The organism is Butyrivibrio hungatei NK4A153, assembly GCF_000424465.1.
Classification (GTDB): domain Bacteria; phylum Bacillota; class Clostridia; order Lachnospirales; family Lachnospiraceae; genus Butyrivibrio; species Butyrivibrio hungatei_A.
The window spans coordinates 324,459-349,757 of sequence record NZ_AUJY01000002.1; the positions used below are offsets into that span (position 1 = coordinate 324,459).

Below are 25,299 nucleotides of genomic sequence, written 5' to 3' on the forward strand. Positions count from 1 at the left end.
ATTGAGGTAGAGATGTATAAAGTTGATGTGATAATACCAACGTATAAGCCGGATAAATCTCTTTTCGAACTGATCGATGATCTTGAAAAGCAATCGATAAGACCTGAGCATATTATCATCATGAATACGGAAGAAAAGTATTGGAATGATTTTATAGATAAAGCAGGTGCGAATCCGGCGGATAAATACGACAATATTATCGTTGAACATGTCAGCAAAAAAGAATTTGATCACGGAGAGACCAGAAACCGTGGGGTGAAGCTTTCTTCCGCAGATTTTTTCCTTATGATGACACAGGATGCTTTTCCGAGAGACAAGGTGCTTATAGCTTCTCTTGCGAAGGCACTTGATGAAGATGTTGCCGCTGCATATGCAAGGCAGTATCCGAAGCCTGATTGCAATCTTGCGGAGAGATATTCGAGAAAATTCAACTATCCTAATGAGTTTATCAGAAAGACTCAGGCGGATGTTAGCAGATTGGGAATAAAAACTTATTTTTGTTCAAATGTATGTGCCATGTACAGGCGCGATATATACGATAAAATAGGTGGATTCACGCATAAGACGATCTTCAATGAAGATATGGTATATGCGGGAAATGCATGCCAGAAGGGGTATGCTATATGCTATGTTCCGGAGGCGGGAGTGGTTCATTCACATAACTACACCTGCATGCAGCAGTTCCACAGAAATTTTGACCTTGGAGTATCACAGACAGATCATCCTGAGATATTCGGTAGTATAAGTTCCGAGTCAGAGGGAAAGAAGATGGTCGGACAGACCGTTAAGCATTTCAGACATATAGGAAAGGGTTACCTTATACCGCATTATATAATTATGTGCGGCTTCAGATGGCTGGGTTACAAGCTTGGCAGAAATTACAAAAAACTGCCACAGAGTTTGGTAACGGCTTTTTCGATGAACAAGGAATATTGGGTGTAAATAATGGAATTAGATCTTTCAGGAAGCAATATAAAAATATCCGATGACATACACACATGGGAGGAAGTAAACCTCCTTTATAATGCTGCGCTCAAACAGATACAGACCAAAATTGAAATCCTTAACGAGGAATTTCAGGAGGTTCACAGATATAATCCTATTGAGCACGTCAAGGCCAGAGTTAAAGGCCCTGAAAGTATCGTAAAAAAGCTTAAGAGAAACGGATACGAGTCCACAATCGAGAACATGGTGCGCTATGTTAATGATATTGCCGGAATTCGTATAATATGCTCTTTTACATCAGATATATACAGAATAGCCGAGATGATCAGCAGCCAGAAGGATATCCAGGTGCTGACTATCAAAGACTATATCATGAATCCCAAGGATAGCGGATACAGGAGCTATCATATGATTGTTTCGCTTCCTGTTTATCTTTCGGACAGAATAGTAAATGTCAAAGTTGAGATTCAGATAAGAACTGTTGCAATGGATTTTTGGGCTTCACTGGAGCACAAGATTCAATATAAATTTGAGGGGAAGGCACCGGTACATATCAATACCGAGCTCTATGAATGCGCCAAGATGGTAGCAGATCTGGATGCGAGAATGTTGTCTCTTAATGATGAAATACAGGCGATTGAGAATACTGCCAATAATTGATGCAGTAACAGGTATTTTTGGGGAAAATGCCTTAAAAAGCCGTATTAATGAGGAGTGGCCAGACACATCGCTGCGCCCGGCCTATTATGAAAAAATCTATCTAAATTTTAAATTAAGTTCGTCGTTTTTTTGCTCTGAAAATACTATACAAGTTAAATATGAATAAAATATGAACGACCCATGAACAAATAGTAAAAGTACACAATAATAAACTTTTTGATATTACAATCTTGTCTAATTTGCATAATGGATGATAAGCTATATTGTATGCAGATTAGGGGAGTAATGCATATATGAGGAGGGAAAGTTATGGAAAACTTTATGGACAAACTTGCTGAAAAGTTTAGCCCACAGGACATAATAAAAGCCAATTCCCAAGCGGAGATGGCTGAAGCCCAGAGAATCAAGAAGGAAGCCGAGCATTACAGAAGAGAAATCGAAGAATTGCGCAAGCATGCTGCAGAGTACAGCCAGCAACTTGAACAGCTTGAGGAATTGATGGAAGCTTCAAGGGACTATACTGAAGAGTTTGAAAAAGTTATCAATAGGATACATGAGAGTGATTCAAAGACTCATGATGTCGGTGTACAGATATACAGAAATGTTCAGGCGATTGTTGATAAAAACCGTGAGAAGATCGAGGAAGAGATGGCAGAGATCAATAAGAAGATGGAAACGGTACTTGATATTGTTGAATATAAGAATAATGCGGTTGGACCGTTGTTGATAATTATAGTGCTTATGGTTTTTGCAGATCTTTTATTTAATGTTCTAAAGATATTCGAAGTACTTTAACCAGCTTATAGAAAGACTTTAATGCGATGAATTTAAGAGATACGGTATTTAAAAAGAAGATTAAAATATGGTTTTTGGAATCGGCTGTGGTAATTATCTTTTTGTGGATATTGTTCATGCCAAACATGACCAATTACGAAAAGAATGAGAATAACTACTTTACGATAAAGATAAATGGCAATGTTGTGGGTAACGTGGGTTCTCGAAATGAAGCTTACGAAGCTTACAGATATGCCAGAAGAGCAATAGCCAAGGGTAATGAGGGACTGACTCTTACAATGGCTGATCTTTCTATCGAAGGTGAGAACAGGATGTGGGGTGTCGTAGAATCCCCTGAGAGAATAGCTGCCAAGATGGCAAGTGTTCTCAATCAGAGTAAGTTTGATACGGTTCAGAAGACATATTCATTAAAAATAAATAAGTTTTCCTTAAATCTGGCAAGTATTGATGAAGTACAGAATCTTTTGGAACGAGTTATTTCAATGTACGATGAAAAGGATATGTTTGATGTAAGCCTCGAACTTGATCCTACCAGAGAAGTAAACGTACTTATGCCAAAGGTTCAGAGTAAGGAAGAAATTCAGGAAGAAGAAGGAACGCTTAAGCCTCTTCTTTCAAATATCGGTGTTAATAAGACTATAAGAGATGCAGCGGATGCTGCGGACTTAAAGGGCAATTATAAAGAGTTTGATGAGTTCAGATACGGACTGGTTAGCATTGATTTCAAAGATAAGATTGAAATTGTTGAAAGTTATCTTCCTGCCAACAAATTGGCAAATCCGGATACGGCTTTTACTGATCTTACAGGAGATAAAAATAAAGAAGAAACATATGAAGTTCAGACAGGTGATAGCTTATACAGTATAGCTGTTCATCATAATCTGACTGTCGATCAGCTTGTTGAGATGAACCGTGATAAGCTTCAGGATGCAGCTTCTACCATAAGAGATCACGATAACTTAACGGTTGTGATTCCAAGACATGAGCTTTCTGTGAAATATGACATGAGAGAGTTCCGTAAACATGAGAGCTATCAAGCTCCCACACAAAAAATTGATAATAAAAAATGGTTTACAACTGAGTCTCAGGTTATTCAGGAAGCGGTTCCGGGAGTACGTGATGCGGTTCTTCTTACTACTTATGTTGATAATCGAATGGAAGGCGTTCCGAAGGTCGAAAAGGTTGATAAAATAAAAGAGGCTGTTCCTATGGTTATAGAACAAGGAACAATCGAGCCGCCTTCATATATCAAACCTATATCCGGAGGAAGATTGTCCTCTGGATTCGGTAAGAGAGCAAGACCTACCAAAGGAGCAAGTACATTCCATAAGGGTGTTGACTGGGCTACTCCTGTAGGAACTACTGTTGTGGCATCTTCAGCCGGAACCGTAACAAGAGCCGGTTGGGGTAGTGGATACGGTTACTGCGTATACATTAAGCATAATGACGGAAGAGAGACGAGATACGGACATCTTTCCAAGATCACGTGTCAGGTAGGGCAGAAAGTAAATCAGGGAGATAAGATCGCATTATCAGGAAATACCGGTGTTTCATCGGGACCTCACGTACATTTTGAAATTCGTGTCAATGATAATCCGGTTAACCCATTGGAATATATTAATTAAAATGATATAATCATTAATAAAATATTAGCAAAATGTATGTAAAACCTGCTCATTTTGTAGAAAAAACACGGTACCATGGGGGCTCTGCTTGTTTTGACACAGTGTTGGTATTGTGCTATTAATATTAGATGCCGAGTGTAATTAGGTTGGTGCTACATATGTGGTGAGATTGCCCGGCAGGGAAAGGTTATATATGGAAAAGTATATTATAAAAGGCGGAAATCCGCTTGTAGGTGAGGTGGAGATTGGAGGAGCCAAAAACGCTGCGCTTGCGATTTTGGCAGCTTCAACTATGACGGATGAAGTTGTTCATATAGAGAATATGCCTGATGAGTCGGATACCAATGTGATGTTGCAGGCTATTGAGAGCATTGGAGCAATTGTTAAGAGAACCGGAAGACATTCAGTTAAGATATGTGCTTCGCAGATTCATGACTATGTTATAGAGAACGATTACATCAAAAAAATAAGAGCATCATATTACCTTTTGGGAGCCCTTCTAGGTAAATACAATCAGGCAGGAGTTGCACTTCCCGGAGGTTGTAATATTGGTCTCAGACCTATAGACCAGCATATAAAAGGATTTAACGCTCTCGGAGCATCAGTAAATATTGAACATGGGATCATCGCTGCACATGCTGATAAACTTGTGGGAAATCATATTTATCTCGATGTTGTCAGCGTAGGCGCTACCATTAACATCATGATGGCGGCTGTTATGGCAGAGGGACAGACTGTTGTCGAAAATGCAGCCAAGGAACCTCATGTAGTTGATTTTGCAAACTTCCTTAACAGTATGGGTGCTAATATAAAAGGTGCCGGTACAGATGTTATCAGAATTCAGGGCGTTGAGAAGCTTCATGGCACTGAGTATGCTATTATTCCCGATCAGATTGAAGCGGGAACATTCATGCTTGCCGCTGCCGCAACAAGAGGCGACATTACTATAAAGAATGTAATTCCCAAACATCTTGAGTCAATAAGTGCCAAGCTTATTGAGATGGGATGCCAGGTTCATGAATCAGATGATGCGGTAAGAGTAGTTGCAACAAAGAGACTTCAGAATACACATGTTAAGACTCTTCCTTATCCGGGATTTCCTACGGATATGCAACCTCAGATGACAGTTGCACTTGGACTTGCAAGTGGAATCAGTGTTGTTACGGAGAGCATTTTTGAGAACAGATTCAAGTATGTAGACGAACTCACAAGAATGGGCGCCAGCATTAAAGTTGAAGGCAGCTCAGCAATAGTAGAGGGAGTCAGCAAATATACGGGAGCAACAGTTTCGGCTCCTGACTTAAGAGCAGGTGCGGCGCTTGTAATAGCGGCACTTACTGCAGACGGTATCTCTACGATAGAAGATATTAAGTATATCGAGCGAGGATATGAAGATTTCGACCAGAAACTTCGCGAACTCGGAGCTCACATCGAGAAAGTCGAGAGCGACAGAGATATGCAGAAATTTAGGCTTAGAAATGCATAAAGAAAACAATTCTTTTTGAAAATAATTAAGACGGTCAATCGTGTGATTGACCGTCTTTTTAAACTTTTTAAACATATCGGATTAAACGTTGTCAGATGATTTCCTTGATATAAACGTCCGGACACTTGGTCAGGTCGATATAATCATTACCGACTTTAACTGTGGGGCGTGAGAGATGCATCTTGTTTATGAAGATGATCTCACCTATCTCACCAGTGCTGAGACGAACAGTGTTAAGAAGGTATGTATTAACTATGTTCTGTAAGAACGCAATTATCATCTCGGGATCGTATTTCTGGTATCCTTCCTCTTCGAACATCGATATAGCGATGAAAGGACACAGAGGTCCGCGGTAGTAGCGGGCACTTGTCATCGCATCATATACGTCCGCAATGGCGACAAGCTTACCGAATTTATCAATCTGAGGTCCGCGGATTTTAAGCGGATATCCCGAGCCGTCACATCTCTCGTGATGCATAAGCGTTGCATTCTTGATATGCTGACTGATGTTAAGATTCTTTATTATCTCATATCCACGCTGAGGATGAGTCTGCATAAGCGTATATTCGTCTTCTGTGAGCTTATCGGGCTTTCTGATGATCTCATCCGGAATAAGGAGCTTTCCTATATCATGGAAAAGACCTGACTGAGTGGCAATCTCAACTTCGGATTCATCCCATTTAAGCCACTGGGCAAGGATGTTTGATATAAGAGCAACGTTGATACTGTGCGTAAATGTGGCATCATCGTAGGATCTCAGATTATGAAGCATATCGAAGATATTGGCTGACGATCTTCCTTTTTCAAGAAGACCATAAATGGGAGCCATCATATCATCGAATACAAGATCTCTGTTGTTTTCGATGATGTCCTTTATGGTGTGCTCGAATTTCTCGGCGCATTCCTCGAAACTGTGCTTAAATTCTTTAAACTCAGGTGATTGTTTGATACGCTCAGAATAAGTGAGTCCTTCATCGTTGGTTATGTCGACAAACTCATTTTCGAGTTCGACGAGTTCATCTTCGATAAGAACATCGATGATTGAATAGAAAGCTAACCTGGCAATGTCTTTGTCCTCCAGGACTGTACCTTTGTCAAGAAGCTTCAAACTTGAATTATAAGTGTGTACATCATTTGCAAGCACCATACCGGGTACGAGCTTGCGTGTAAGAATTCTTTTCATTATCCCCTCATTAAAAACAAAATACATCAAAATAATGATAATTTATTATAGTTACGCAATTGTTTTTTTGTCAAACATTCTTGACAAGAAAGAGCATTGAGAATACCATAATTTTGAATTTTTTACAATTTTTTTATACAAAATACGCTATTTTTATAGGTTAGTTGGGAAGGAACAGTACGAATGAACGAGAAACAGAGTATTTTTGAAACTATTGCGCAGAGCTGGCAGTATTTTGCTGCGCTTGTAATATTGGTTGCGTTTGCATTTGTTATTACACTTGCGGTTGAAAAGGTTGCGGTAAGAAAAGAGGGTAAACAGGATCAGAAGCTTTTGAGTGTCCGCAAGATGGCTATTATCGGAGTCTTTTCCGCTGTTTCTTTTGTACTCATGCTTCTGGAGTTTCCGCTTCCGTTCGCACCTTCTTTTTATAAGTTTGATTTTAGTGATATGCCCGCACTTGTAGGAGGCTTCGCAGCAGGTCCTTTTGCAGGTGTAATGGTTGAGTTCATCAAGATATTATTAAAGCTTGTTATCAAGGGAACAAGCTCGGGATTTGTCGGTGAGATAGCAAATTTCGTTGTCGGTACTTCTTTTGTACTTCCCGCAACGATCATCTACAGACTTCATAAGTCAAGAAAGGTTGCGCTTATAAGCTGCATTGTCGGAACAGCCTTCATTACACTGGTAGGTTCACTTCTTAACGCATTTTTCCTTCTCCCTGCATATGCAGTTATCTACGGCTGCGATATAAGTTCATTCGTGGAGATGGGAGCAGCTATAAATCCCGCGATCACGAACATAACAACTTTTTGCTTGCTTGCGGTCGCACCGTTCAACCTCGTAAAGGGTATTGTGGACAGCGTGATAACATTTGCGCTATATAAGCACATAAGCCCGATACTTAAGGGAAACAGCAACAGAACAAAATAAAACATCAAACAAAGAGGAGCGTTCGTAACGGAATGCTCCTTTTTATTTGATAGAGACAGCTTCTTTTGGCATAATAGAAAGAAGCAGTTGGGGGACGCTGATTTTATAAGAGTTACAAACTTTAAGGCGAGGAGAACGGGCATGATCAGGATAGCAGTTTGTGATGATTCGAAATTTATGCGTAGTGAAATAGGGAATAAGATACTCGATTATTCAGTGAAAAAAGATTTTGAGTATTCTCTGGATACCTATGATGTGGGGGAAAAGCTTGTGGAGTCAGGCGTAAAGTACGACCTGATATTTATGGACTATGAATTTGAAGATAACGGAGCGAACGGACTTGATATCGCGAGGAAGATCCGCGAGTCCGATAAGAATTCGACTATTGTGTTTGTAAGCAGTTATCCGTCTATTGTTTTTGATACTTTTGAAGTAGGTACATTCAGGTTTTTGACAAAGCCTGTTGATGATAAAAAATTCTGTGAAGTTCTTGATGCCTTCATGCAGACGCTTAAAGAGGACAATGTTCTCAAGATACGTCTGGACGGCGAAAATCATTTTTTCAAAGAGAGCATAATCTCATATGTTGAAGGTATGGGTAAATACTGTATCTTACATTTCTGCGACGGCCGCGATAATATGGAGTGCCATGAGACTCTTGGTGCCATCGAAGGACGTCTTTCCTCAAAAAAGTTCTACAGATGTTATAAATCATTTCTGATCAATCTCGCTCAGGTTGATTCCTATAATCACAGCGAAGTGACCATGAGCACAGGGGATAAGCTACTTATCAGCAGACTTAAGTATAAAGAGTTCAATGATATTTATGCGGATTACCTTGTGAAAGCGGGAGTGTGAGGAGATGGATGGTATGATGCAAAATATGGGGATTATTCTTGTTATATGTGCTATTCGTGCTTTTTTTGGATTTGCATGTTTCTGGATTGTTTTTGATAAGTTTTTTTCGTATCAAAGCAGAGAATGGAAAAAGACCAATTTGATTTGGATAGCTTTTTATATAGCCTTTTCGTTATCCTACAGATTAGCTGATTATGGACCAAGAATATTATCTGAATTTGTTTGGTGGGTATATCTTGTTAGAGCGATTCCTTTTTTATGGGCAAAGTATGGGATAAAGCCAAAGTTTATCATAATGGTTTTATTCTATGAAAATATAGTAGATTGTTTTGCTCAGAATGTGGAATACTTATTTGTTGGAAAACTCCAGATTATTGGCTATCCCAAGATTACTGCTGATATTTCAGAAGCAATAACAGAAATAATAGTGTTTGCTTTTTTGATGGTCTTAATACTTCTTAAACGTGTGAATATTATGAAAATCTATTTTACTGAATTGACAATTCTGGAATATATAATCTTATTTTTGACAAGTTTGGTCTATTCTGTGTTACAAGCGTCAATTCTTCGCGAGAACACGATTATTGAAGTAATGAGATTGATAACTGTTATTATGTTTTTGTTCCTTATGATTGTCATAATGCATGTTATTATGGTTCGTGATGAGAATATATCAATGAATGCTATGATAGGTAATCTGAAAGAACCTATGAAACAGATTACTGATTCATATATCGAGATGAATGAGAAGAATACTGAGCTTAGACGGTTCAGGCATGATACGAAGAATCTGCTTTTTGCACTTTCATCGCTTATTTCGAATAAAAAATATGAGCAGGCATCGGAATATATTGAAAAAATGCAGGAGGAAATAGAAACAAACAAGGGTAAAGCTTTCGATACCGGTAATTTTATTGCGGATGCGCTCCTGGAATCTAAAGCAAAGACTGCGGCACAAAATGAAATTACTATGACGGTTGAAGGCAACATCCCCGCAAACAGAATTGAAGATGTAAATCTTGTAATTCTGATTTCTAACCTTGTCGACAATGCTTTAGAAGCTGCGAAGAAGGTAGAAGGCGAGAAAAAGATTGAGATTCAGTCGATACTTAAGAAGAATATCTGGATTCTTTCTGTAAAGAATTCATGTGTGCAGGATGTGGTTATCAGAGAAAACAGAATTGAAACTACAAAAGAAGAGAAAGAGTCGCATGGGTTTGGAATCTCAAACATTGAGCGTGTGGCTAAGAAGTACGGCGGAAATTTGAAACTTAGCTGTGAGAACCAAGTATTTACAGCCAGAGCGACGCTTATGCTTATGGCATAAAAATATCGTGCTGACTTATTTTTTGACTTACGGGAGGGGAATATGCTAAATGAACTGATTGGGGCTGTGATACAAGTGGTTATATTTGCACTTATACCGGTGATTATTTGGTTTATAACGGCGCGGAAAAAAGAAACATTTTTTTATTGGATTGGTTTCAGGAGACCTGCACAGGGCAAATGGCTAAAGACAGTTTTTATTACTGTTGTTTTGGCAGCCATATATATTATGCTTACTAATTTGAGTGTGAGGATATTGCCTGATGGAGTTACAACAGCCGGGGCTCAGTTTGCAGGGATGGGGGCTTCAGCTCTTCCTGCGGTTTTTATTTATGCGTTTGTTCGAACGGCGTTATCGGAAGAGATTCTTTTTAGAGGATTTATTTTGAAATGTGTTGAGCGAAAGTTTGGCTTTGCTATGGGAAATACGGTGCAGGCATTTTTGTTTGGTCTTATGCACGGAGTTCCGTTTGGGCTGGCAACAGGGAGCGTATGGGCTTTTTTATTACTTACAATGTTACCCGGGCTTTTTGGAGCGTATATGGGATGGATGAATGAGAAGAAGTTTGGCGGTTCGATTATTCCAAGTTGGATATTACACGGATGCATGAATTTTATGACTGCTATCATGTCTTTGATGTAAAAAAGATGTCTTTTGCATAAATGGGGGGATGGGGATTTGATTCAAAATATATGCATTATGCTGGCAATATATACAGTGCGGGGAGTGGTTGTATTTGCCAATTTTAGGATTGCTTTTAAGCATTTTTTTTATTTTCAAAGTAATGAGCGAAAGAAAAAGGACTGGATATGGCTTGGATTATATCTCGCTATTAATTACTTATATAGACCAATATTAAATTATGGACCAAGATCATTTCGTTTGATTTTTCTTTTATTGTATTTATTTCGTATTGTGCCGTTTTTATGGTCTAGGTATGGATGTAAATTGTCATATTTGGTTATCTCGTTATTTTATGGAGGCATTATTGATTCTATATCTGTAAATATAGATTATATATTTTGGGGCTATGCCAGAAGTAATATATATGCTGCATTAAATGCCGATGTTTCAATAATGATAACAGAGGTATTAGTGCTTATCTTTTTGTCGGTATTGCTATTGCTTAAGAAAGTGGGCTTTATAAAAGTCCATTTTACGGAGCTTGCGATTACAGAGTATATTTTACTTTTTCTATTGGAGATGTCTTTGGGAATACTTCAAGCTAATACATTTAGATCAGAGGCGTACACAGATTCAATGAAAGGATTAAGTGTTTTTATATTTATAGTTTTTATATCGCTTATCATACATATCATAATGGTTCGCGAACAAAACACATCCATGAATGACATGATAGGTAATCTGAAAGAACCTATGAAGCAGATCACAGATTCTTATATCGAGATGAATGAGAAGAATACTGAGCTTAGAAGATTTAGGCATGATACGAAGAATCTTCTGCTGGCGTTACGATTCCTGGTTGCGGAAAAAGAAAATGATCAGGCAATTGAATATATCGACAAGATGCAGGAGGAAATAGAAGCAAACAAGGGTAAAGCTTTCGATACCGGAAATTTCATTGCGGATGCACTTCTTGAATCCAAGGCAAAGACCGCTGCACAAAATGATATTACTATGACGGTTGAAGGCAACATCCCTGCGAACAGGATTGAGGATGTGAACCTCGTAATACTGATTTCTAACCTTGTTGACAATGCCTTAGAAGCTGCGAAGCAGGTAGAAGGCGAGAAGAAGATTGAGATTCAGTCGATACTTAAGAAGAATATTTGGATTCTTTATGTAAAGAATTCATGCGTACAGGATGTGGTTATCAGAGAAAACAGAATTGAGACCACAAAAGAAGAGAAGGAATCGCATGGCTTTGGGATCTCAAACATTGAACGAGTGGCTAAGAAATACGGCGGAAATTTGAAACTTAGCTGTGAGAATCGTGTGTTTACAGCCAGAGCGACGCTCATGCTTATGGCGTGATGGGGGTGTGCCAATAAAAATGCAAAATACAGGGAGATGGGGGATTTGATTCAAAATATCTTGATTATTCTGGGAATAAGCGTTTTGCGTGGGATTACTGTCATTGCATGCTTTTGGATTATTTTTGAGCGCTTTTTTTCGTATCGTAGCAGAAAATGGGATATAGGTAGTTGGTTTGGGATTATTTTCTATATAGCAATTTCGCTGTTATATAGGTTTGCTTTAAACTCAGAGATACTTCTGATTAGCAGGATAATGCTGATTATACACTTAATTAGGATTATTCCCTTTTTGTGGGCAAAATATGGATTTGATCTGAAATTTCTGGTAATGGTGCTGTTTTATGAAAATATGATAGACTGCTTGGCACTGAATGTTGAGTATTTATTCGTGGTCAAGAGTAACATTGAGGGCTATAAAGGGATAGAGAGTGATTTCGCTATAGCTTTAACAGAAGTAGTTGTCTTGCTGTTCTTGTTACTATTAGTGGCACTCAAAAAAGCAAATATCCTAAAGGTGTATTTTACTGAGCTTACTATACCGGAATATATTATTTTGTTCTTAAATTGTTTTTTTGGAGGAATATTACAAAGCGCTATCCTTAAAGAAAAGATGGTGGTTAGCGGAATGAGAACATTGTCATATATTACCTATGCATTACTTATGATTCTTATTATGCATGTCATAATGGTCCGAGAACAAAACACATCCATGAATGATATGATAGGTAACCTGAGTGGGCCTATGAAGCAGATTACAGATTCATATATTGAGATGAATGAGAAGAATACTGAGCTTAGAAGATTCAGGCATGATACAAAGAATCTTTTATTGGCATTAAGATCTCTTGCCATGGAGGGGAAGACTGAGCAGGTAGTCAATTACATCGATGAGATGCAGGATGTGGTGGATGCAAGCAGAGTAAAAGCATTCGATACCGGTAATTTTATCGCGGATGCACTTCTTGAATCCAAGGCAAAGACCGCTGCACAAAATGATATTATTATGACTGTTGAAGGCAACATCCCCGCGAACAGGATTGAGGATGTGAATCTTGTAATACTTATCTCTAACCTTGTCGACAATGCTTTAGAAGCTGCGAAGCAGGTAGAAGGCGAGAAAAAGATTGAGATACAGTCGATACTCAAGAAAAACATTTGGATTCTTTCCGTAAAGAATTCATGTGTGCAGGATGTGGTTATCAGAGAAAACAGAATTGAAACTACAAAAGAAGAGAAAGAATCTCATGGATTTGGAATCTCAAACATTGAACGAGTGGCTAAGAAATACGGCGGAAATTTGAAACTTAGCTGTGAGAATCGTGTGTTTACAGCCAGAGCGACGCTTATGCTTATGGCATAAAAATATCGTGCTGACTTATTTTTTGACTTATGGGAGGGGAATATGCTAAATGAACTGATTGGGGCTGTGATACAAGTGGTTATATTTGCACTTATACCGGTGATTATTTGGTTTATAACGGCGCGGAAAAAAGAAACATTTTTTTATTGGATTGGTTTCAGGAGACCTGCACAGGGCAAATGGCTAAAGACAGTTTTTATGACTGCTATCATGTCTTTGATGTAAAAAATATGTCTTTTGCATAAATGGGGGGATGGGGATTTGATTCAAAATATATGCATTATGCTGGCAATATATACAGTGCGGGGAGTGGTTGGACTCGCAAATTATTGGCTGGCGTTTGAAAAATTCTTTGTTTTTCCAAGTTTAAAACAGAAGAAAGCTAAATGGATCGGAATTGGAGTTTATTTTGTAATTAATTATCTATACGAACCTATGATACATTATGGGCCATTGTCACTGTATTATGTTGTTTTGGTGCTGTACCTTGTGCGCATAGTGACTTTTTTATGGGCGGGATATGGGTTTGACTGGACATACATGGCACTTGCGTTGTTCTATGGGAATTGGATAGATTGCATTTCTCAAAATATACAAATTGTGTTCATGGAAAATATTAGTGGTGGCTTTTATTATGCTTTTGAAGCAGATATTTTTGTGATGCTGACAGAAATATTGGTGTTATGCGTTCTCATAGTGTTGGTGTTGTTAAAACGAGCAAATATCTTAAGAGTTTATTTTACAAAACTGACTACTTATGAATATATTCTTCTGTTTATGGTGAATATGTCATTTTCACTTATGGAAGTGAGGATTTTTGAGTTATATAAGGTTACTGCTTCGGTTAGAGTGCTAAGTGCTATTACTTTTATACTGCTTATATCGCTTATCATACATATCATAATGGTTCGCGAACAAAACACATCCATGAATGACATGATAGGTAATCTGAAAGAACCTATGAAGCAGATTACAGATTCTTATATCGAGATGAATGAGAAAAATACTGAGCTTAGACGTTTCAGGCATGATACGAAGAATCTGCTTTTTGCACTTTCATCGCTTATTTCGGATAAAAAATATGAGCAGGCATCGGAATATATTGAAAAGATGCAGGAGGAAATAGAAGCAAACAAGGGTAAAGCTTTCGATACCGGAAATTTCATTGCGGATGCACTTCTTGAATCCAAGGCAAAGACCGCTGCACAAAATGATATTATTATGACTGTTGAAGGCAACATCCCCGCGAACAGGATTGAGAATGTGAATCTTGTAATTCTGATTTCTAACCTTGTCGATAATGCCATAGAAGCAGCAATGCAGGTCGAAGGTGAGAAAAAGATTGAGATACAGTCGATACTTAAGAAGAATATCTGGATTTTATCGGTAAAGAATTCATGCGTACAGGATGTGGTTATCAGAGAAAACAGAATTGAGACCACAAAAGAAGAGAAGGAATCGCACGGTTTTGGAATCTCAAACATTGAACGTGTGGCTAAGAAATACGGCGGCAATCTGAAACTTAGTTGCGAAAACCGTGTGTTTACAGCCAGAGCGACGCTGATGCTTATGGCGTGACATTGATTGGATTTAGGAACCTAATATTTGTGAAAATACAAATCAGATTGGTATTTCTGTTAACGACCTATAAAAGGAATCAAATGTACAAAAGTGCATTTGGTTCCCTTTTTTGTATAGTTGGTTCCCAAAAGCAAATTCTAAGCACATTGGCTGATAAGATTAGACAGGATAAAGAATGGGAAAAGGGGGATGCTTATGAGCAATGTGTTACATATCGCGGGCCTTAATAAAAGCTACAACGGCAGAAAAGTTGTTGATAATATCTCGCTTGATGTGGAAAAGGGAGATATTGTCGGATTGATCGGACCAAATGGCGCCGGTAAGTCAACAACTATGAAGATGATAATGAATCTCATCAGCAAGGATTCCGGCGAGATAGTGATCGGTGAAGGAACAAACTTTGTTGAGAAGATCGGCTTTGCAACTGAATCATCGGCGTTTTATGAGTATCTGTCGGGGTACGACAATCTGATGCTTATTGCAAAGTTATATGACAATGTATCTGAAGAAAAGGTCAGAGAAATAGTTGATTTTGTGGGATTGTCGGAACATATCGGCAAAAAAGTAAAATCGTATTCGACAGGTATGCGCCAGAGACTGGGGCTTGGAAGGGCGCTCCTTAACGATCCTGAGCTTCTTATCCTTGATGAACCTACAAACGGACTGGATCCGTATGGAATGAAAGATATTTATGAAATGCTTGAGAAGCTTGCAAGGGTGGATAACGTAGCAATCCTTATCTCGTCGCATCTTTTGCATGATATAGAAAAAATATGCAATAAGGTGGTCATGATCGATGCGGGAAAGATTCTTTTCAGCGGTGATATCAGTGAACTGGGAGAAGGCCTTGAGGACAGTTACTACAGCATGTATAGGAGGCAGGCGTGATGAAGAATGTAAAGAATGAACTGTATAAGCTCTGGAAAGGCAGAAGGCTTGGAATATTTCTTTTGATTCTGTTTGTTACATGTATAGCCATGGGTGTGCTTGTCAGCTCGATTCAGATGAAGGGACTTCTTGAAAAAGACGTGATTGATTCAATGACAGGCGGCAATTTTCCCACACAGGTTCTTGGCATGATAGCAGATATAGTGTTGCCGGTATTTGCCACTCTTTTCGTGACTTTTCTTGTTACCGATGAGGCAGACAGTGGCAGTTTGAAGCTTCCGCTTCTGTGTGGGCAGTCGCGTGAAAAGCTGATAGCGGCTAAGGCGGTAGTGGTTCTTATCGGTGCGATGGCCCTTATTGCGGTTACGTATGTTACGTCAAATATCGTAGCTGTCGCGTTCTGGGGAAGTGATACGGTGGTTGAGGCTCTTTTCCAAAATGCGGTTATATATGCGGAAACTTATTTTGCGCTTGCAGGCTGGTCAATGGTTGTGTTGTTTGTTTCACTGTTTGTGAAAAACAGCGGCTCAATGGTAGGCGTAGCGGTAATTGTTCTGGTAATAGGATGCATTTTGAGTTCTGCATGCCCGCAGATAGCGAAATATGAAGTGATGTACTACCTTAAGGCATTTGTAAGTATGGTGGCGATTGACCGAACACTTGCGATGGCGGTATGCGGCGGAACCATAGTAGCTTTTTTTGCCATGATAACGCTTAAGTTCAAGGCTTTGCAGATTCAGAAATAAAAGAGGGAACAATAAATTTTTTTATAAAACAAGGAGGATTTAAGAATGTTTGAACAGAAAAGAATGTTAATTGTGATCGTGTGTGCAGGTTTAGCTATGATGGGAACTTTAATCTGGAGGGCTGTATACTCTATAAAGCATAAGGGAGATGAAAAAGCTCTTGAAGCTATGACAAAAGCGCAGGCGGGTTCATCATGGACTTTGTGGTTTTGGTTTATATGCTGGGAAGGATTTGCGCCATATATATTTGGAGAAGATGCAGTTTTTTCGATAGGCAGAGTTGGATATGTTATAATGTTTCTTGTTGGAACTCAATGCTTATCTGAGCTGTTTTATGCTTACTATTATACTAAGATGGTAAAGACAAAAAAGACAGATAATGAACAGGCTAACACTGAACAGGCATGATTGGTTATATAAGGCTTTTTAACTGTTAACAGATATAGTGTCAAACAGCATTATTGTTGAGAACAGGAGGAAAGTATGAATAACACCGAGCTTTACACAGAGTTTAGGGAAGAGTGCATGGATAGGGTTACCGTAGATCGTGAGGAATTCTGCAAAAGGATCAAGAATCTGAAAAAGGGTGCGATTATTGAGCCTGATAAAGGGACGTACCAGCTATATTCCAAGTTGGTTAGTGTCTCAGATCGGGAGCAGGAACAGGATGCACCGTATGTTCTTGAGATTGATCCGGCTGCGAGAGTCCGCTTTGAGGGGAGTTTTAGCGAATATGAGGATCTGCTCAAAGAGATCAATAAGAACAGAATAGGACATTATGATGTAAAGGTATACAGCAAGTTACAAGACGGTAATGCGGACAGCGATTTTTTTATCATGGACGTTTATTACCAGATGCAATAAAGTAATCTTTATCGCAAAAAATTACAGAAATAAAAGCAGTGCCGAGCACTGATCAGGGATAACCGTAAAAAGACAATTCGCTTTTTGCGGTTATCTTTTTGTGATATAGTTAAAGAGGCAAAGTTTGAAATATGCGAGGTTTGTATGGATATAGTTACCAGACACGAGACGAATAGTGCCGAGGAGACGTTTGAGATTGGCAAAAGGATTGGCGAGAGCGCGACGCCGGGAATGGTGTATACTCTTGTTGGTGATCTTGGCGTGGGAAAGACCGTTCTTACGCAGGGAGTTGCCGCGGGACTTGGGATTACGGGACCTGTGAGCAGCCCGACTTTTACTATCCTGCAGGTTTACGACGAGGGAAGGATTCCTTTTTACCACTTTGATGTATATCGCATCGGTGATGTCAGCGAGATGGATGAGATCGGGTATGAGGATTATTTCTACGGAGACGGCATCTGCTTTATTGAATGGGCGAACCTCATAGAAGAGATATTGCCTGAGCATTATACGGAGATAGTCATAGAAAAGAACCTTGAAAAAGGCTTTGATTATCGACTTATTACAATGACAAAAAAATAAATGATATAAAAAGTGAGTTATATGAAAATACTTTCTATCGATACATCGGGACTTGTGGGAACCGTTGCGGTTTCTGACGGAGATATGCTTGTTTCCCAGTTCTCGGTGCAATATAAAACTACACATTCTGAGATCTTGATGCCTATGCTTGATGACATATGCAAAAAGATAAATCTCGATCTGTCTACGATCGATGCCATAGCGGTGGCTGAGGGACCCGGCTCTTTTACGGGACTTCGTATCGGAAGCGCAACGGCAAAAGGACTTGCGCTTGCTCTTAATAAGCCGATAATACCGGTACCCACCGTTGACGGGATTGCTTATAATCTCTACGGAGTTGAAAAGATAATTTGTCCTATGATGGATGCCAGAAGAAATCAGGTGTACACGGGACTTTATACGTTTGTGCCAAAGACCTACGAGGGAAAAAGTCTTGAGAGGTCTTTTGACATGCAGGTTATACATGAGCAGTTTGCGACATCTGTTGAGGATATAGCGAACAGGATAAACGAGATTGGAAAGCCGGTTGTGCTTTTGGGCGACGGTGTTCCGGTCTATCATGACAAGCTGGAGGAGCTTTTGAAGGTTCCGTATTCGATAGCGCCTTTTTTCCAGAACAGGCAGAATGCGGCGGCTGTTGCGGCACTTGCGGGAGTTTATGCGGCTGAGGGAAGGATTGTCAATGCCGATGATTTTGCTCCCGATTATCTGAGACTCTCCCAGGCTGAGCGCGAAGCTCTTGAGAAGGATAAAAGCGGGGGTGAGTCTAAAGGTAAGCTTACCGAAAAGAAGGCTGCGAGCAGGAATAATCCCGGGATTATCAGGATCAGGGAGATGAGCGCTGAGGATATCGAGGATGCTTATAATCTTGAGAAGACGAATCTGGGAAAAGAGGCTTGGACGCAGAAACAGCTTCTTGATGCACTTACAAGAGACGACACGATCTATCTTGTTGCCGAGAAGGCAGAAAGAGTCGTAGGTCTGTGCGGTGTTCAGAATATTTCGGGCGACGGCGAGATCACGAATGTGTCTGTTTCGGGCGATTGCAGGAGAGAGGGCGTTGCTTACAAGATGCTTAAGCAGCTCCTTGAGAGAGGCCACGGAATAGGGATAAGTGACTACACTCTTGAAGTTCGTGCGGGAAATGCGCCTGCGATAGGGCTTTATGAGAGACTTGGCTTTGTGAGCGAGGGCGTAAGACCCGGATTTTACGATGAGCCCAAGGATGATGCGGTTATTTACTGGAAAAGGAAACAGGTTTTATGATAGATGTTTGTTTGCTGGGAACGGGCGGAATGATGCCGCTTCCCAACCGTTTGCTCACTTCTTTGTACGTGAGATATAACGGAAAATGTATACTTATAGATTCGGGTGAGGCGACTCAGATCGCACTTAAGAAAAAGGGACTTAGTTCCAAACCGATAGATATTATCTGCTTTACTCATTATCATGCGGATCACATTAGTGGTCTTCCGGGACTTCTTCTTACGATGGGAAATGCTGAGAGGACAGAGCCGCTACTTATGGTTGGACCTAAGGGGCTTGAGAGGGTTGTGAATGCGCTCAGAGTGATAGCGCCTGAGCTTCCGTTTGAGATTAAGTTTAAAGAGATAACGGAAGGTGAGATGTCTTTTGAACCCGAGGGAATGCCCGGATTTACTCTTTCTGCGTTTAAGGTTAATCACAATATTCCCTGCTACGGATATACCATGAATCTCAGAAGACAGGGAAAGTTTAATGTTGATGCGGCTGTGGCTGCAGGAATTGACAGGCGTTACTGGAACGGTCTTCAGAAGGGCGAGACGATAGAGCTTGAAGACGGAACGGTCTATACGCCTGATATGGTGCTTGGTGAGGCGAGAAAAGGTATTAAGCTTACTTACGTCACGGATACAAGGCCTACGGACAGCATCGTTAACAACGCTAAGGATTCAGATCTTTTTATATGCGAGGGTATGTACGGAGAGCCCGATAAGCTTGTAAAGGCGAAAGAGCACAAACACATGACGTTCTATGAGGCTGCGAGACTTGCCAAGAATGCGGAGGTAAAAGAAATGTGGCTTACACATTACAGTCCGTCACTTGTTAATCCGCAGGAGTTCATAGGAGAAGCGAGAAAAATATTTGCAAATACAGTTGCGGCGAAGGACGGCAGAAGTCTGACGCTTAGGTTCGAAGAATAATCTGCAGACTGAATCTTTTTTTCAAAACGGAGGGGACATGGAAAACAACAGTGTAAAGTCAGCAATTCTGAAATCAATCGTATTATTGGCGCTCGGAGCGGTCGTCGTAGTGGGATTGTATTTTATGTTCGTGGGAAGCAAAAAGAGTCCTGAGGAAGAGCAGTACAATCTGACAGCGGTTGATGAGATCACTACTACCAATCTTGAAAAGAACTATCCGGCGAACCCGAGGATGGTGGTTGAGCTGTATGCAAAGACCATGCAGGTTCTTTATAAGGAGGAATACACTGAAGGGCAGCAGGACAAGATGCTTTATGTTCTTAAGGGAATCATGGATGATGAGCTTCTTGGGCAGCAGGTGAATTTTTCCAAGTCCATGAAAAATGAGATAGCGGAGAGAAAAGAAGGGGATTATTCGATTTCAAATTATCTGGTGCAGAATACGGAGCCTGATGTTGTTACCGTATCCGGAAAGAAGATGTGCAATGTGCAGTGTCTTTTTTCACTTAGAAAAGGAACGTCTACGGTTGCCACTTACTACCAGTTTATTCTTCGCCAGGATGATGAGAAGAGATGGAAGATCCTTGGCTGGGATGTACAAACAAAGCAATAACTTGGAGGATGGTTTTTGATAGAGTATCATGCGGACGACTACGGGCTTTTTCCCGAACAGAGTCGTCATATTATGGATTGTTATCACAAGGGGGCGCTCAATGGCATAAGTATCATGCCCAACAGCCCGTATTTAAAAGAGTGTATGGATGCGATCTCGGATATAAGAGAGAAGCTTTTTGTCACCGTACACCTTAATTTTGTTGAGGGCAGGCCTATCAGCGGAAACAGGGCGGATCTGCTTGTGAATGAGAGGGGAAATTTTGACTGCGGTTTTATCAAACTTCTTTTGGTGAGCTATATTCCTTTTTTGAGAAAGGCGTATTACAGGCAGATCAGAAGAGAAGTTGAGACGCAGCTTCGCGCATGCGGTGAGTATATGAACGGTGGCGTGTACAGGATTGACGGACATGTGCATTATCATATGATTCCCGTTATCTTTGATGCGCTTATGGATGTTGTTAAGAGCAATAAATTTAAGGTTTCATACATAAGATTTCCGTATGAGGAAGTGTCCGTTTATTCCGGAAATATACTGAAACTCAAGGGGCTTAGGCTTGTAAATCTTGTTAAAGTGATGATCCTGAACGCGCTTGTTGTAAGGAACAAGATGAAATACAAGACTTTTTTGAAAGGACTGGGCTTGGAAAACAAGCTGTTCATGGGCGTAATGCTTTCGGGGCATATGTTCTATGACAACGTCAGGGCATGTATTAAGAGCGCTGCGGATATCCTGGAGAAAAGAGGGAATGATGAGATGGAGATTCTTTTCCATCCGGGTGATGTAACCGTGCCTGCAGATGTGGAGAGGCTTACGAGTAGGGATGATTATGATTTCCTCACAAGTCCGAACAGGATGAAAGAGGCGGAAGCGCTTAAAAAATTTGGAAGTAATCTTAGCAGATGATCTGCGAAAAGGTAAGTTATGGAAATTAACAAGAATGTAGAGGATGACGGTGTCATCTTTATGTCAATAAAAGAGAATGGTGATGGCGACGCGGAAGCTGTCGGAGGTGCGGGGGATGTTACCATCCTTGCGATTGAGAGCTCATGCGATGAGACTGCGGCTGCTGTTGTAAGGAACGGAAGAGAGGTACTGTCGAATATCATTTCTTCCCAGATCGCGCTTCATACGGTCTATGGCGGAGTTGTGCCCGAGATTGCTTCGAGAAAGCATGTTGAGAAAATCAACGGTTGTGTTCGTGCTGCGCTTTCCGAGGCGGGGCTGTCGCTTAACGATATAGATGCTGTTGCCGTTACCTACGGGCCCGGGCTTGTGGGAGCTCTTTTGGTAGGAGTTTCTGAAGCAAAGGCTATCGCATATGCAACGAAAAAGCCTCTTATAGGCGTTCATCATATCGAAGGACATATTTGTGCGAACTATATCGAAAACAAGGATTTAAAGCCGCCATTTGCGTGTCTCGTGGTATCGGGAGGGCACTCGCACCTTGTTATCGTAAGAGATTACGGCAAGTACGAGATAATCGGACAGACCAGGGATGATGCGGCCGGAGAAGCTTTTGACAAGGTTGCCAGGGCGATAGGACTCGGATATCCCGGCGGTCCCAAGATCGATAAGGCGGCAAAAGAGGGAAATCCGGATGCGTTTACATTCCCTCAGGCCAAGATCGCGGGCGCAGACTACGATTTTTCTTTTAGCGGACTTAAGTCATCAGTGCTTAATTATATTAATCAGGCCAAGATGCAGGGACAGGAGCTTAATCCCAATGATGTTGCGGCTTCTTTTCAGAAAGCCGTTGTACAGGTGCTCGCAGAGCATGCGATAAGAGCGTGCAAGGAATACGGCATGGACTGTCTTGCGATTGCGGGAGGTGTTGCATCAAATACCGCGCTCAGGGAGCTCTTGGAAAAAGAATGTGCGGCCAATAATATAAGATTCTGCAGGCCTTCACCGGTGCTTTGCACGGACAATGCGGCGATGATCGGAGCTGCGGGGTACTATGAATTCATACAGGGCAAGACTTTCGGGCTTGACCTTAATGCTGTACCGAATCTTCCGCTTGGAGACAGGGAGAGAAGGTATCACGCGGATAAGAACAGATAAAGATTGGAGATGCCATGAAAACTGTGGCTGTTGTGCTTGCTGCCGGTAGCGGTAGCAGGATGAAAAGTGATGTTAAAAAGCAGTATCTTGATATAGGCGGAAAGCCGCTTATTTACTATTCATTGAAGGCTTTTGAAGAGAGCCCTGTGGATGATATTGTGCTTGTTGTATCACGCGGAGATGTTGAATTTGTCCGCAGTGAGATTGTTGAAAAATTTGGATTTGATAAGGTTAAGGCTATCGTTGAGGGCGGACTTTACCGTTATCACAGTGTTCGTCTGGGGCTTATGGCAGCAGAGGATGACTATGATTATGCTTTTATTCACGATGGGGCAAGACCTTTTTTGACCAAGGATATTATCTTAAGAGCACTCGACGGAGCAAGAAACTACGGCGCGTGCGTTGTCGGAATGCCTGTAAAAGATACCATTAAGATCTGTGATGAGGACGGATTTGCGGTTTCCACGCCAAACAGAGACAGGACATGGATGATACAGACGCCGCAGACTTTTTCTTTTAAACTCATAAAAGATCTGTACATGAGGCTCGACCGCGAGGAGGAAGAGCTCATCGCAAAGGGCGTCAATATTACCGATGATGCCATGGTTGTCGAGTATTTTACCGACCGCAAGGTCAAGCTTGTTGAGGGTTCATACAACAATATCAAGATCACGACACCGGAGGATATTCCTGCGGCGGAGGCAATTCTGGGGAAAAAGTGAAGTGGAAAAAGATAAGATAAAAGTATTGATGATCGGTCCCGACCGCAGCGTTCACGGCGGTATTTCGGGACTTGTAAACGGTTATTATCACGTAGGACTGGATGAAAAGGTTAATCTGAAATATATAGGGACAATGAAGGAAGGCACCAAGCTTAAGAAGCTGTTGGTGGCTTGTTTCGCTTATGCACGTTTTTTTCTGTGCGTGGGAAGATACGATGTTGTTCATGTGAATGTCGCGTCGGATAACAGTTTTTGGCGGAAAGCTCTTTTTATCAAATGTGCAAAGCGCCGTGGGAAGAAGATTGTAATACATCAGCACGGCGGAAACATAGAAGAATACTATAAAAAGCTGGATGAAAAAGGAAAAGAGAGCGTCAAAAGTATCTTTGGAATGGCAGATGTATTGCTGGTACTGACGGATAAGCTGAACGACTTTTTTGGAACAATTGTGGATAAGGCGAAGATCCGGATTCTTCCAAACGGCGTGAGCACGCAGGATGTGGATGTTGATGTGACGGAAAAGGACTATACAAAGATTCTTTTCCTCGGAAGAATATGCAGAAACAAGGGAATGAGCGAACTTTTTGCGGCGATGGACGAAATTCACGAAAAGAGGCCTGAGATCACGCTGTATCTGGGCGGCATCTATGAGGATGACGAATACAGAAGCGAAGTGGAAAAGAGATCTTCATACGTGAAGACACTTGGCTGGGTAATGGGAACACTTAAGGATGAATGGCTTGATAAGTGCGGGATCATGGTGCTTCCGTCATATTTTGAGGGATTTCCGATTTCCGTAATTGAGGGAATGCTCCACGGATGCGCCGTTATCTCAACTGATGTCGGCGGTATTCCGGAGGCAATCGAGGACGGAGTCTCGGGAATTCTGATAAAACCGAAGGATGTTAAGGGGCTCAAAGATGCAATCGAGAGTGTTGCGGGCGACAAAGAATTTGCGGAAAGATTATCGAGAGGCGGAATAAAAACCGCCAAAGAAAAATTTTCTTTGGAAAAAAATCTGCAAAAACTGGTCGAAATATATAGAAATTTGTGCTGAGTAGTATAAAAAATGTGAATCATATTGACAGACGTAAAATCCAGTAAAAATGGGAATTGTACGAAGATTTCAGACAATTTTATGCAATACAAAAACTCGATTTGACGTAAAGTGAAAAAAATTAGAAAAAAAATTGAAAAATAGGGTTGACATAAGAAGTACCCTTTGTTAATATAATTCTTGCGCTGCGCGAGATGCGACAGCAACTCAAACAGAGCGTTATCTCATCTGAGGTAATAAAGTTTTTACTCGGAGCGATATCGAAGCGGTCATAACGAGGCGGTCTTGAAAACCGTTTGGCGGCAACGCCACAAGGGTTCGAATCCCTTTCGCTCCGCTTTAATTATGAACACGCTGTTAATAACATACTTGTTGTTAATCAACTATTTTGCAGAAGTACTCAAGTGGTTGAAGAGACACCCCTGGAAAGGGTGCAGGTCGTTAATAGCGGCGCGAGGGTTCAAATCCCTCCTTCTGCGTTGCCTTACGCAATCAGTAAGGATCATAATTAGAAGTACCTTGACAAATAAACAGTAATGCAACCCTGAAAGATTCCAAGAGAATAATTCAGAAAAATGTAAATTAACGGACAGAACGAAAAGCCAAGCTTAAGTTCTTAGCCGGATTAAACTTTTAAACGTGAGAGTTCGATCCTGGCTCAGGATGAACGCTGGCGGCGTGCCTAACACATGCAAGTCGAACGGAGATTTAACGCTGATGAAGCTTCGGCAGATTCTTGTTAAATCTTAGTGGCGGACGGGTGAGTAACGCGTGGGCAACCTGCCTCATACTGGGGGATAACAGCTGGAAACGACTGTTAATACCGCATA

Annotated in this window: 26 protein-coding genes, 2 tRNA genes and 1 rRNA gene; 28 read left to right on the forward strand and 1 reads right to left on the reverse strand. The window is 40.8% G+C overall.

What is annotated here, in order from left to right; translation table 11 throughout:
* Positions 1 to 12 precede the first annotated feature (12 nt).
* The 5 genes from G628_RS0104330 (at position 13) to G628_RS0104350 (ending at position 5,511) form a co-directional block, all read left to right on the forward strand.
* Complete coding sequence (locus G628_RS0104330) at positions 13 to 942, forward strand: glycosyltransferase family 2 protein (protein ID WP_026655768.1); 930 nt, start codon at positions 13 to 15, stop codon at positions 940 to 942.
* Between the two features lie 3 nt (positions 943 to 945).
* Positions 946 to 1,605, forward strand: a complete 660-nt coding sequence (locus G628_RS0104335; RefSeq protein WP_027208551.1) for a GTP pyrophosphokinase — start codon at positions 946 to 948, stop codon at positions 1,603 to 1,605.
* Positions 1,606 to 1,914: 309 nt separating this feature from the next.
* Complete coding sequence (locus G628_RS0104340) at positions 1,915 to 2,400, forward strand: hypothetical protein (protein ID WP_026655765.1); 486 nt, start codon at positions 1,915 to 1,917, stop codon at positions 2,398 to 2,400.
* A gap of 26 nt (positions 2,401 to 2,426) precedes the next feature.
* Positions 2,427 to 4,025, forward strand: a complete 1,599-nt coding sequence (locus G628_RS0104345; protein ID WP_027208552.1) for a LysM peptidoglycan-binding domain-containing M23 family metallopeptidase — start codon at positions 2,427 to 2,429, stop codon at positions 4,023 to 4,025.
* 193 nt (positions 4,026 to 4,218) lie between these two features.
* Positions 4,219 to 5,511 (forward strand): UDP-N-acetylglucosamine 1-carboxyvinyltransferase, encoded by a 1,293-nt coding sequence (locus G628_RS0104350; protein WP_026667489.1) that lies wholly within the window; start codon positions 4,219 to 4,221, stop codon positions 5,509 to 5,511.
* Between the two features lie 91 nt (positions 5,512 to 5,602).
* Here the strand turns inward: G628_RS0104350 and G628_RS0104355 are convergent, their stop codons facing one another.
* Positions 5,603 to 6,694, reverse strand: coding sequence for an HD-GYP domain-containing protein (locus G628_RS0104355; RefSeq protein WP_026655760.1), 1,092 nt, complete (start codon positions 6,692 to 6,694; stop codon positions 5,603 to 5,605).
* A 183-nt stretch (positions 6,695 to 6,877) separates the two neighbouring features.
* Between G628_RS0104355 and G628_RS0104360 the strand changes: the two genes are divergently transcribed.
* The 23 genes from G628_RS0104360 to G628_RS0104470 all read left to right on the forward strand — a co-directional run.
* A complete protein-coding gene (locus tag G628_RS0104360) occupies positions 6,878 to 7,627 on the forward strand; it encodes an ECF transporter S component (protein WP_051199018.1) in 750 nt (249 codons plus the stop codon).
* A 141-nt stretch (positions 7,628 to 7,768) separates the two neighbouring features.
* Positions 7,769 to 8,485, forward strand: coding sequence for a LytR/AlgR family response regulator transcription factor (locus G628_RS0104365; protein WP_027208553.1), 717 nt, complete (start codon positions 7,769 to 7,771; stop codon positions 8,483 to 8,485).
* Between the two features lie 13 nt (positions 8,486 to 8,498).
* The gene (locus G628_RS0104370; protein WP_027208554.1) at positions 8,499 to 9,812 is read left to right on the forward strand and encodes a sensor histidine kinase; all 1,314 of its coding nucleotides are present in this window, start codon (positions 8,499 to 8,501) and stop codon (positions 9,810 to 9,812) included.
* A gap of 42 nt (positions 9,813 to 9,854) precedes the next feature.
* Positions 9,855 to 10,454, forward strand: a complete 600-nt coding sequence (locus tag G628_RS0104375; protein WP_027208555.1) for a CPBP family intramembrane glutamic endopeptidase — start codon at positions 9,855 to 9,857, stop codon at positions 10,452 to 10,454.
* A gap of 618 nt (positions 10,455 to 11,072) precedes the next feature.
* Positions 11,073 to 11,807 carry a sensor histidine kinase gene (locus tag G628_RS18850; RefSeq protein WP_196803701.1) on the forward strand — a complete coding sequence of 245 codons (735 nt, stop codon included), beginning with the start codon at positions 11,073 to 11,075 and terminating at the stop codon, positions 11,805 to 11,807.
* A gap of 351 nt (positions 11,808 to 12,158) precedes the next feature.
* Positions 12,159 to 13,169 carry a sensor histidine kinase gene (locus tag G628_RS0104385; RefSeq protein WP_207637986.1) on the forward strand — a complete coding sequence of 337 codons (1,011 nt, stop codon included), beginning with the start codon at positions 12,159 to 12,161 and terminating at the stop codon, positions 13,167 to 13,169.
* Positions 13,170 to 13,211: 42 nt separating this feature from the next.
* Complete coding sequence (locus tag G628_RS0104390) at positions 13,212 to 13,394, forward strand: hypothetical protein (RefSeq protein ID WP_027208558.1); 183 nt, start codon at positions 13,212 to 13,214, stop codon at positions 13,392 to 13,394.
* A gap of 381 nt (positions 13,395 to 13,775) precedes the next feature.
* The gene (locus G628_RS0104395; RefSeq protein WP_196803702.1) at positions 13,776 to 14,747 is read left to right on the forward strand and encodes a sensor histidine kinase; all 972 of its coding nucleotides are present in this window, start codon (positions 13,776 to 13,778) and stop codon (positions 14,745 to 14,747) included.
* Between the two features lie 198 nt (positions 14,748 to 14,945).
* Positions 14,946 to 15,638 carry an ABC transporter ATP-binding protein gene (locus G628_RS0104400; RefSeq protein ID WP_026655749.1) on the forward strand — a complete coding sequence of 231 codons (693 nt, stop codon included), beginning with the start codon at positions 14,946 to 14,948 and terminating at the stop codon, positions 15,636 to 15,638.
* Positions 15,638 to 16,384: an ABC transporter permease gene (locus G628_RS0104405; RefSeq protein ID WP_027208560.1), complete on the forward strand. Its 747-nt coding sequence runs from the start codon at positions 15,638 to 15,640 to the stop codon at positions 16,382 to 16,384. Before G628_RS0104400 ends, G628_RS0104405 begins: the two co-directional genes overlap by 1 nt.
* 45 nt (positions 16,385 to 16,429) lie before the next feature.
* The gene (locus G628_RS0104410) at positions 16,430 to 16,792 is read left to right on the forward strand and encodes a hypothetical protein (RefSeq protein WP_027208561.1); all 363 of its coding nucleotides are present in this window, start codon (positions 16,430 to 16,432) and stop codon (positions 16,790 to 16,792) included.
* 75 nt (positions 16,793 to 16,867) lie between these two features.
* The gene (locus tag G628_RS0104415; protein WP_026655746.1) at positions 16,868 to 17,248 is read left to right on the forward strand and encodes a DUF5975 family protein; all 381 of its coding nucleotides are present in this window, start codon (positions 16,868 to 16,870) and stop codon (positions 17,246 to 17,248) included.
* Between the two features lie 144 nt (positions 17,249 to 17,392).
* Positions 17,393 to 17,830 (forward strand): tRNA (adenosine(37)-N6)-threonylcarbamoyltransferase complex ATPase subunit type 1 TsaE, encoded by a 438-nt coding sequence (gene tsaE, locus G628_RS0104420; RefSeq protein WP_026655744.1) that lies wholly within the window; start codon positions 17,393 to 17,395, stop codon positions 17,828 to 17,830.
* A gap of 21 nt (positions 17,831 to 17,851) precedes the next feature.
* Positions 17,852 to 19,096 carry a tRNA (adenosine(37)-N6)-threonylcarbamoyltransferase complex dimerization subunit type 1 TsaB gene (gene tsaB / locus G628_RS18410; RefSeq protein WP_027208562.1) on the forward strand — a complete coding sequence of 415 codons (1,245 nt, stop codon included), beginning with the start codon at positions 17,852 to 17,854 and terminating at the stop codon, positions 19,094 to 19,096.
* A complete protein-coding gene (locus G628_RS0104430; protein ID WP_026667496.1) occupies positions 19,093 to 20,013 on the forward strand; it encodes a ribonuclease Z in 921 nt (306 codons plus the stop codon). The genes tsaB and G628_RS0104430 overlap by 4 nt, the downstream gene beginning before the upstream one ends.
* A gap of 37 nt (positions 20,014 to 20,050) precedes the next feature.
* Positions 20,051 to 20,626: a DUF6715 family protein gene (locus G628_RS0104435; RefSeq protein WP_026655741.1), complete on the forward strand. Its 576-nt coding sequence runs from the start codon at positions 20,051 to 20,053 to the stop codon at positions 20,624 to 20,626.
* 15 nt (positions 20,627 to 20,641) lie between these two features.
* A complete protein-coding gene (locus G628_RS0104440) occupies positions 20,642 to 21,532 on the forward strand; it encodes a ChbG/HpnK family deacetylase (protein WP_026655740.1) in 891 nt (296 codons plus the stop codon).
* A gap of 60 nt (positions 21,533 to 21,592) precedes the next feature.
* On the forward strand, positions 21,593 to 22,690 hold the full coding sequence (tsaD, locus tag G628_RS0104445; protein ID WP_051199027.1) for a tRNA (adenosine(37)-N6)-threonylcarbamoyltransferase complex transferase subunit TsaD: 1,098 nt from the start codon (positions 21,593 to 21,595) through the stop codon (positions 22,688 to 22,690).
* A 14-nt stretch (positions 22,691 to 22,704) separates the two neighbouring features.
* Positions 22,705 to 23,412, forward strand: a complete 708-nt coding sequence (ispD, locus tag G628_RS0104450; RefSeq protein WP_026667499.1) for a 2-C-methyl-D-erythritol 4-phosphate cytidylyltransferase — start codon at positions 22,705 to 22,707, stop codon at positions 23,410 to 23,412.
* Between the two features lies 1 nt (position 23,413).
* Positions 23,414 to 24,469, forward strand: coding sequence for a glycosyltransferase family 4 protein (locus tag G628_RS0104455; protein ID WP_027208564.1), 1,056 nt, complete (start codon positions 23,414 to 23,416; stop codon positions 24,467 to 24,469).
* Positions 24,470 to 24,720: 251 nt separating this feature from the next.
* Positions 24,721 to 24,806: transfer RNA gene (locus G628_RS0104460), tRNA-Ser, on the forward strand.
* 53 nt (positions 24,807 to 24,859) lie between these two features.
* Positions 24,860 to 24,948, forward strand: a tRNA-Ser gene (locus G628_RS0104465).
* A 156-nt stretch (positions 24,949 to 25,104) separates the two neighbouring features.
* Positions 25,105 to 25,299 (forward strand): 16S ribosomal RNA (locus G628_RS0104470); the annotation flags it as partial.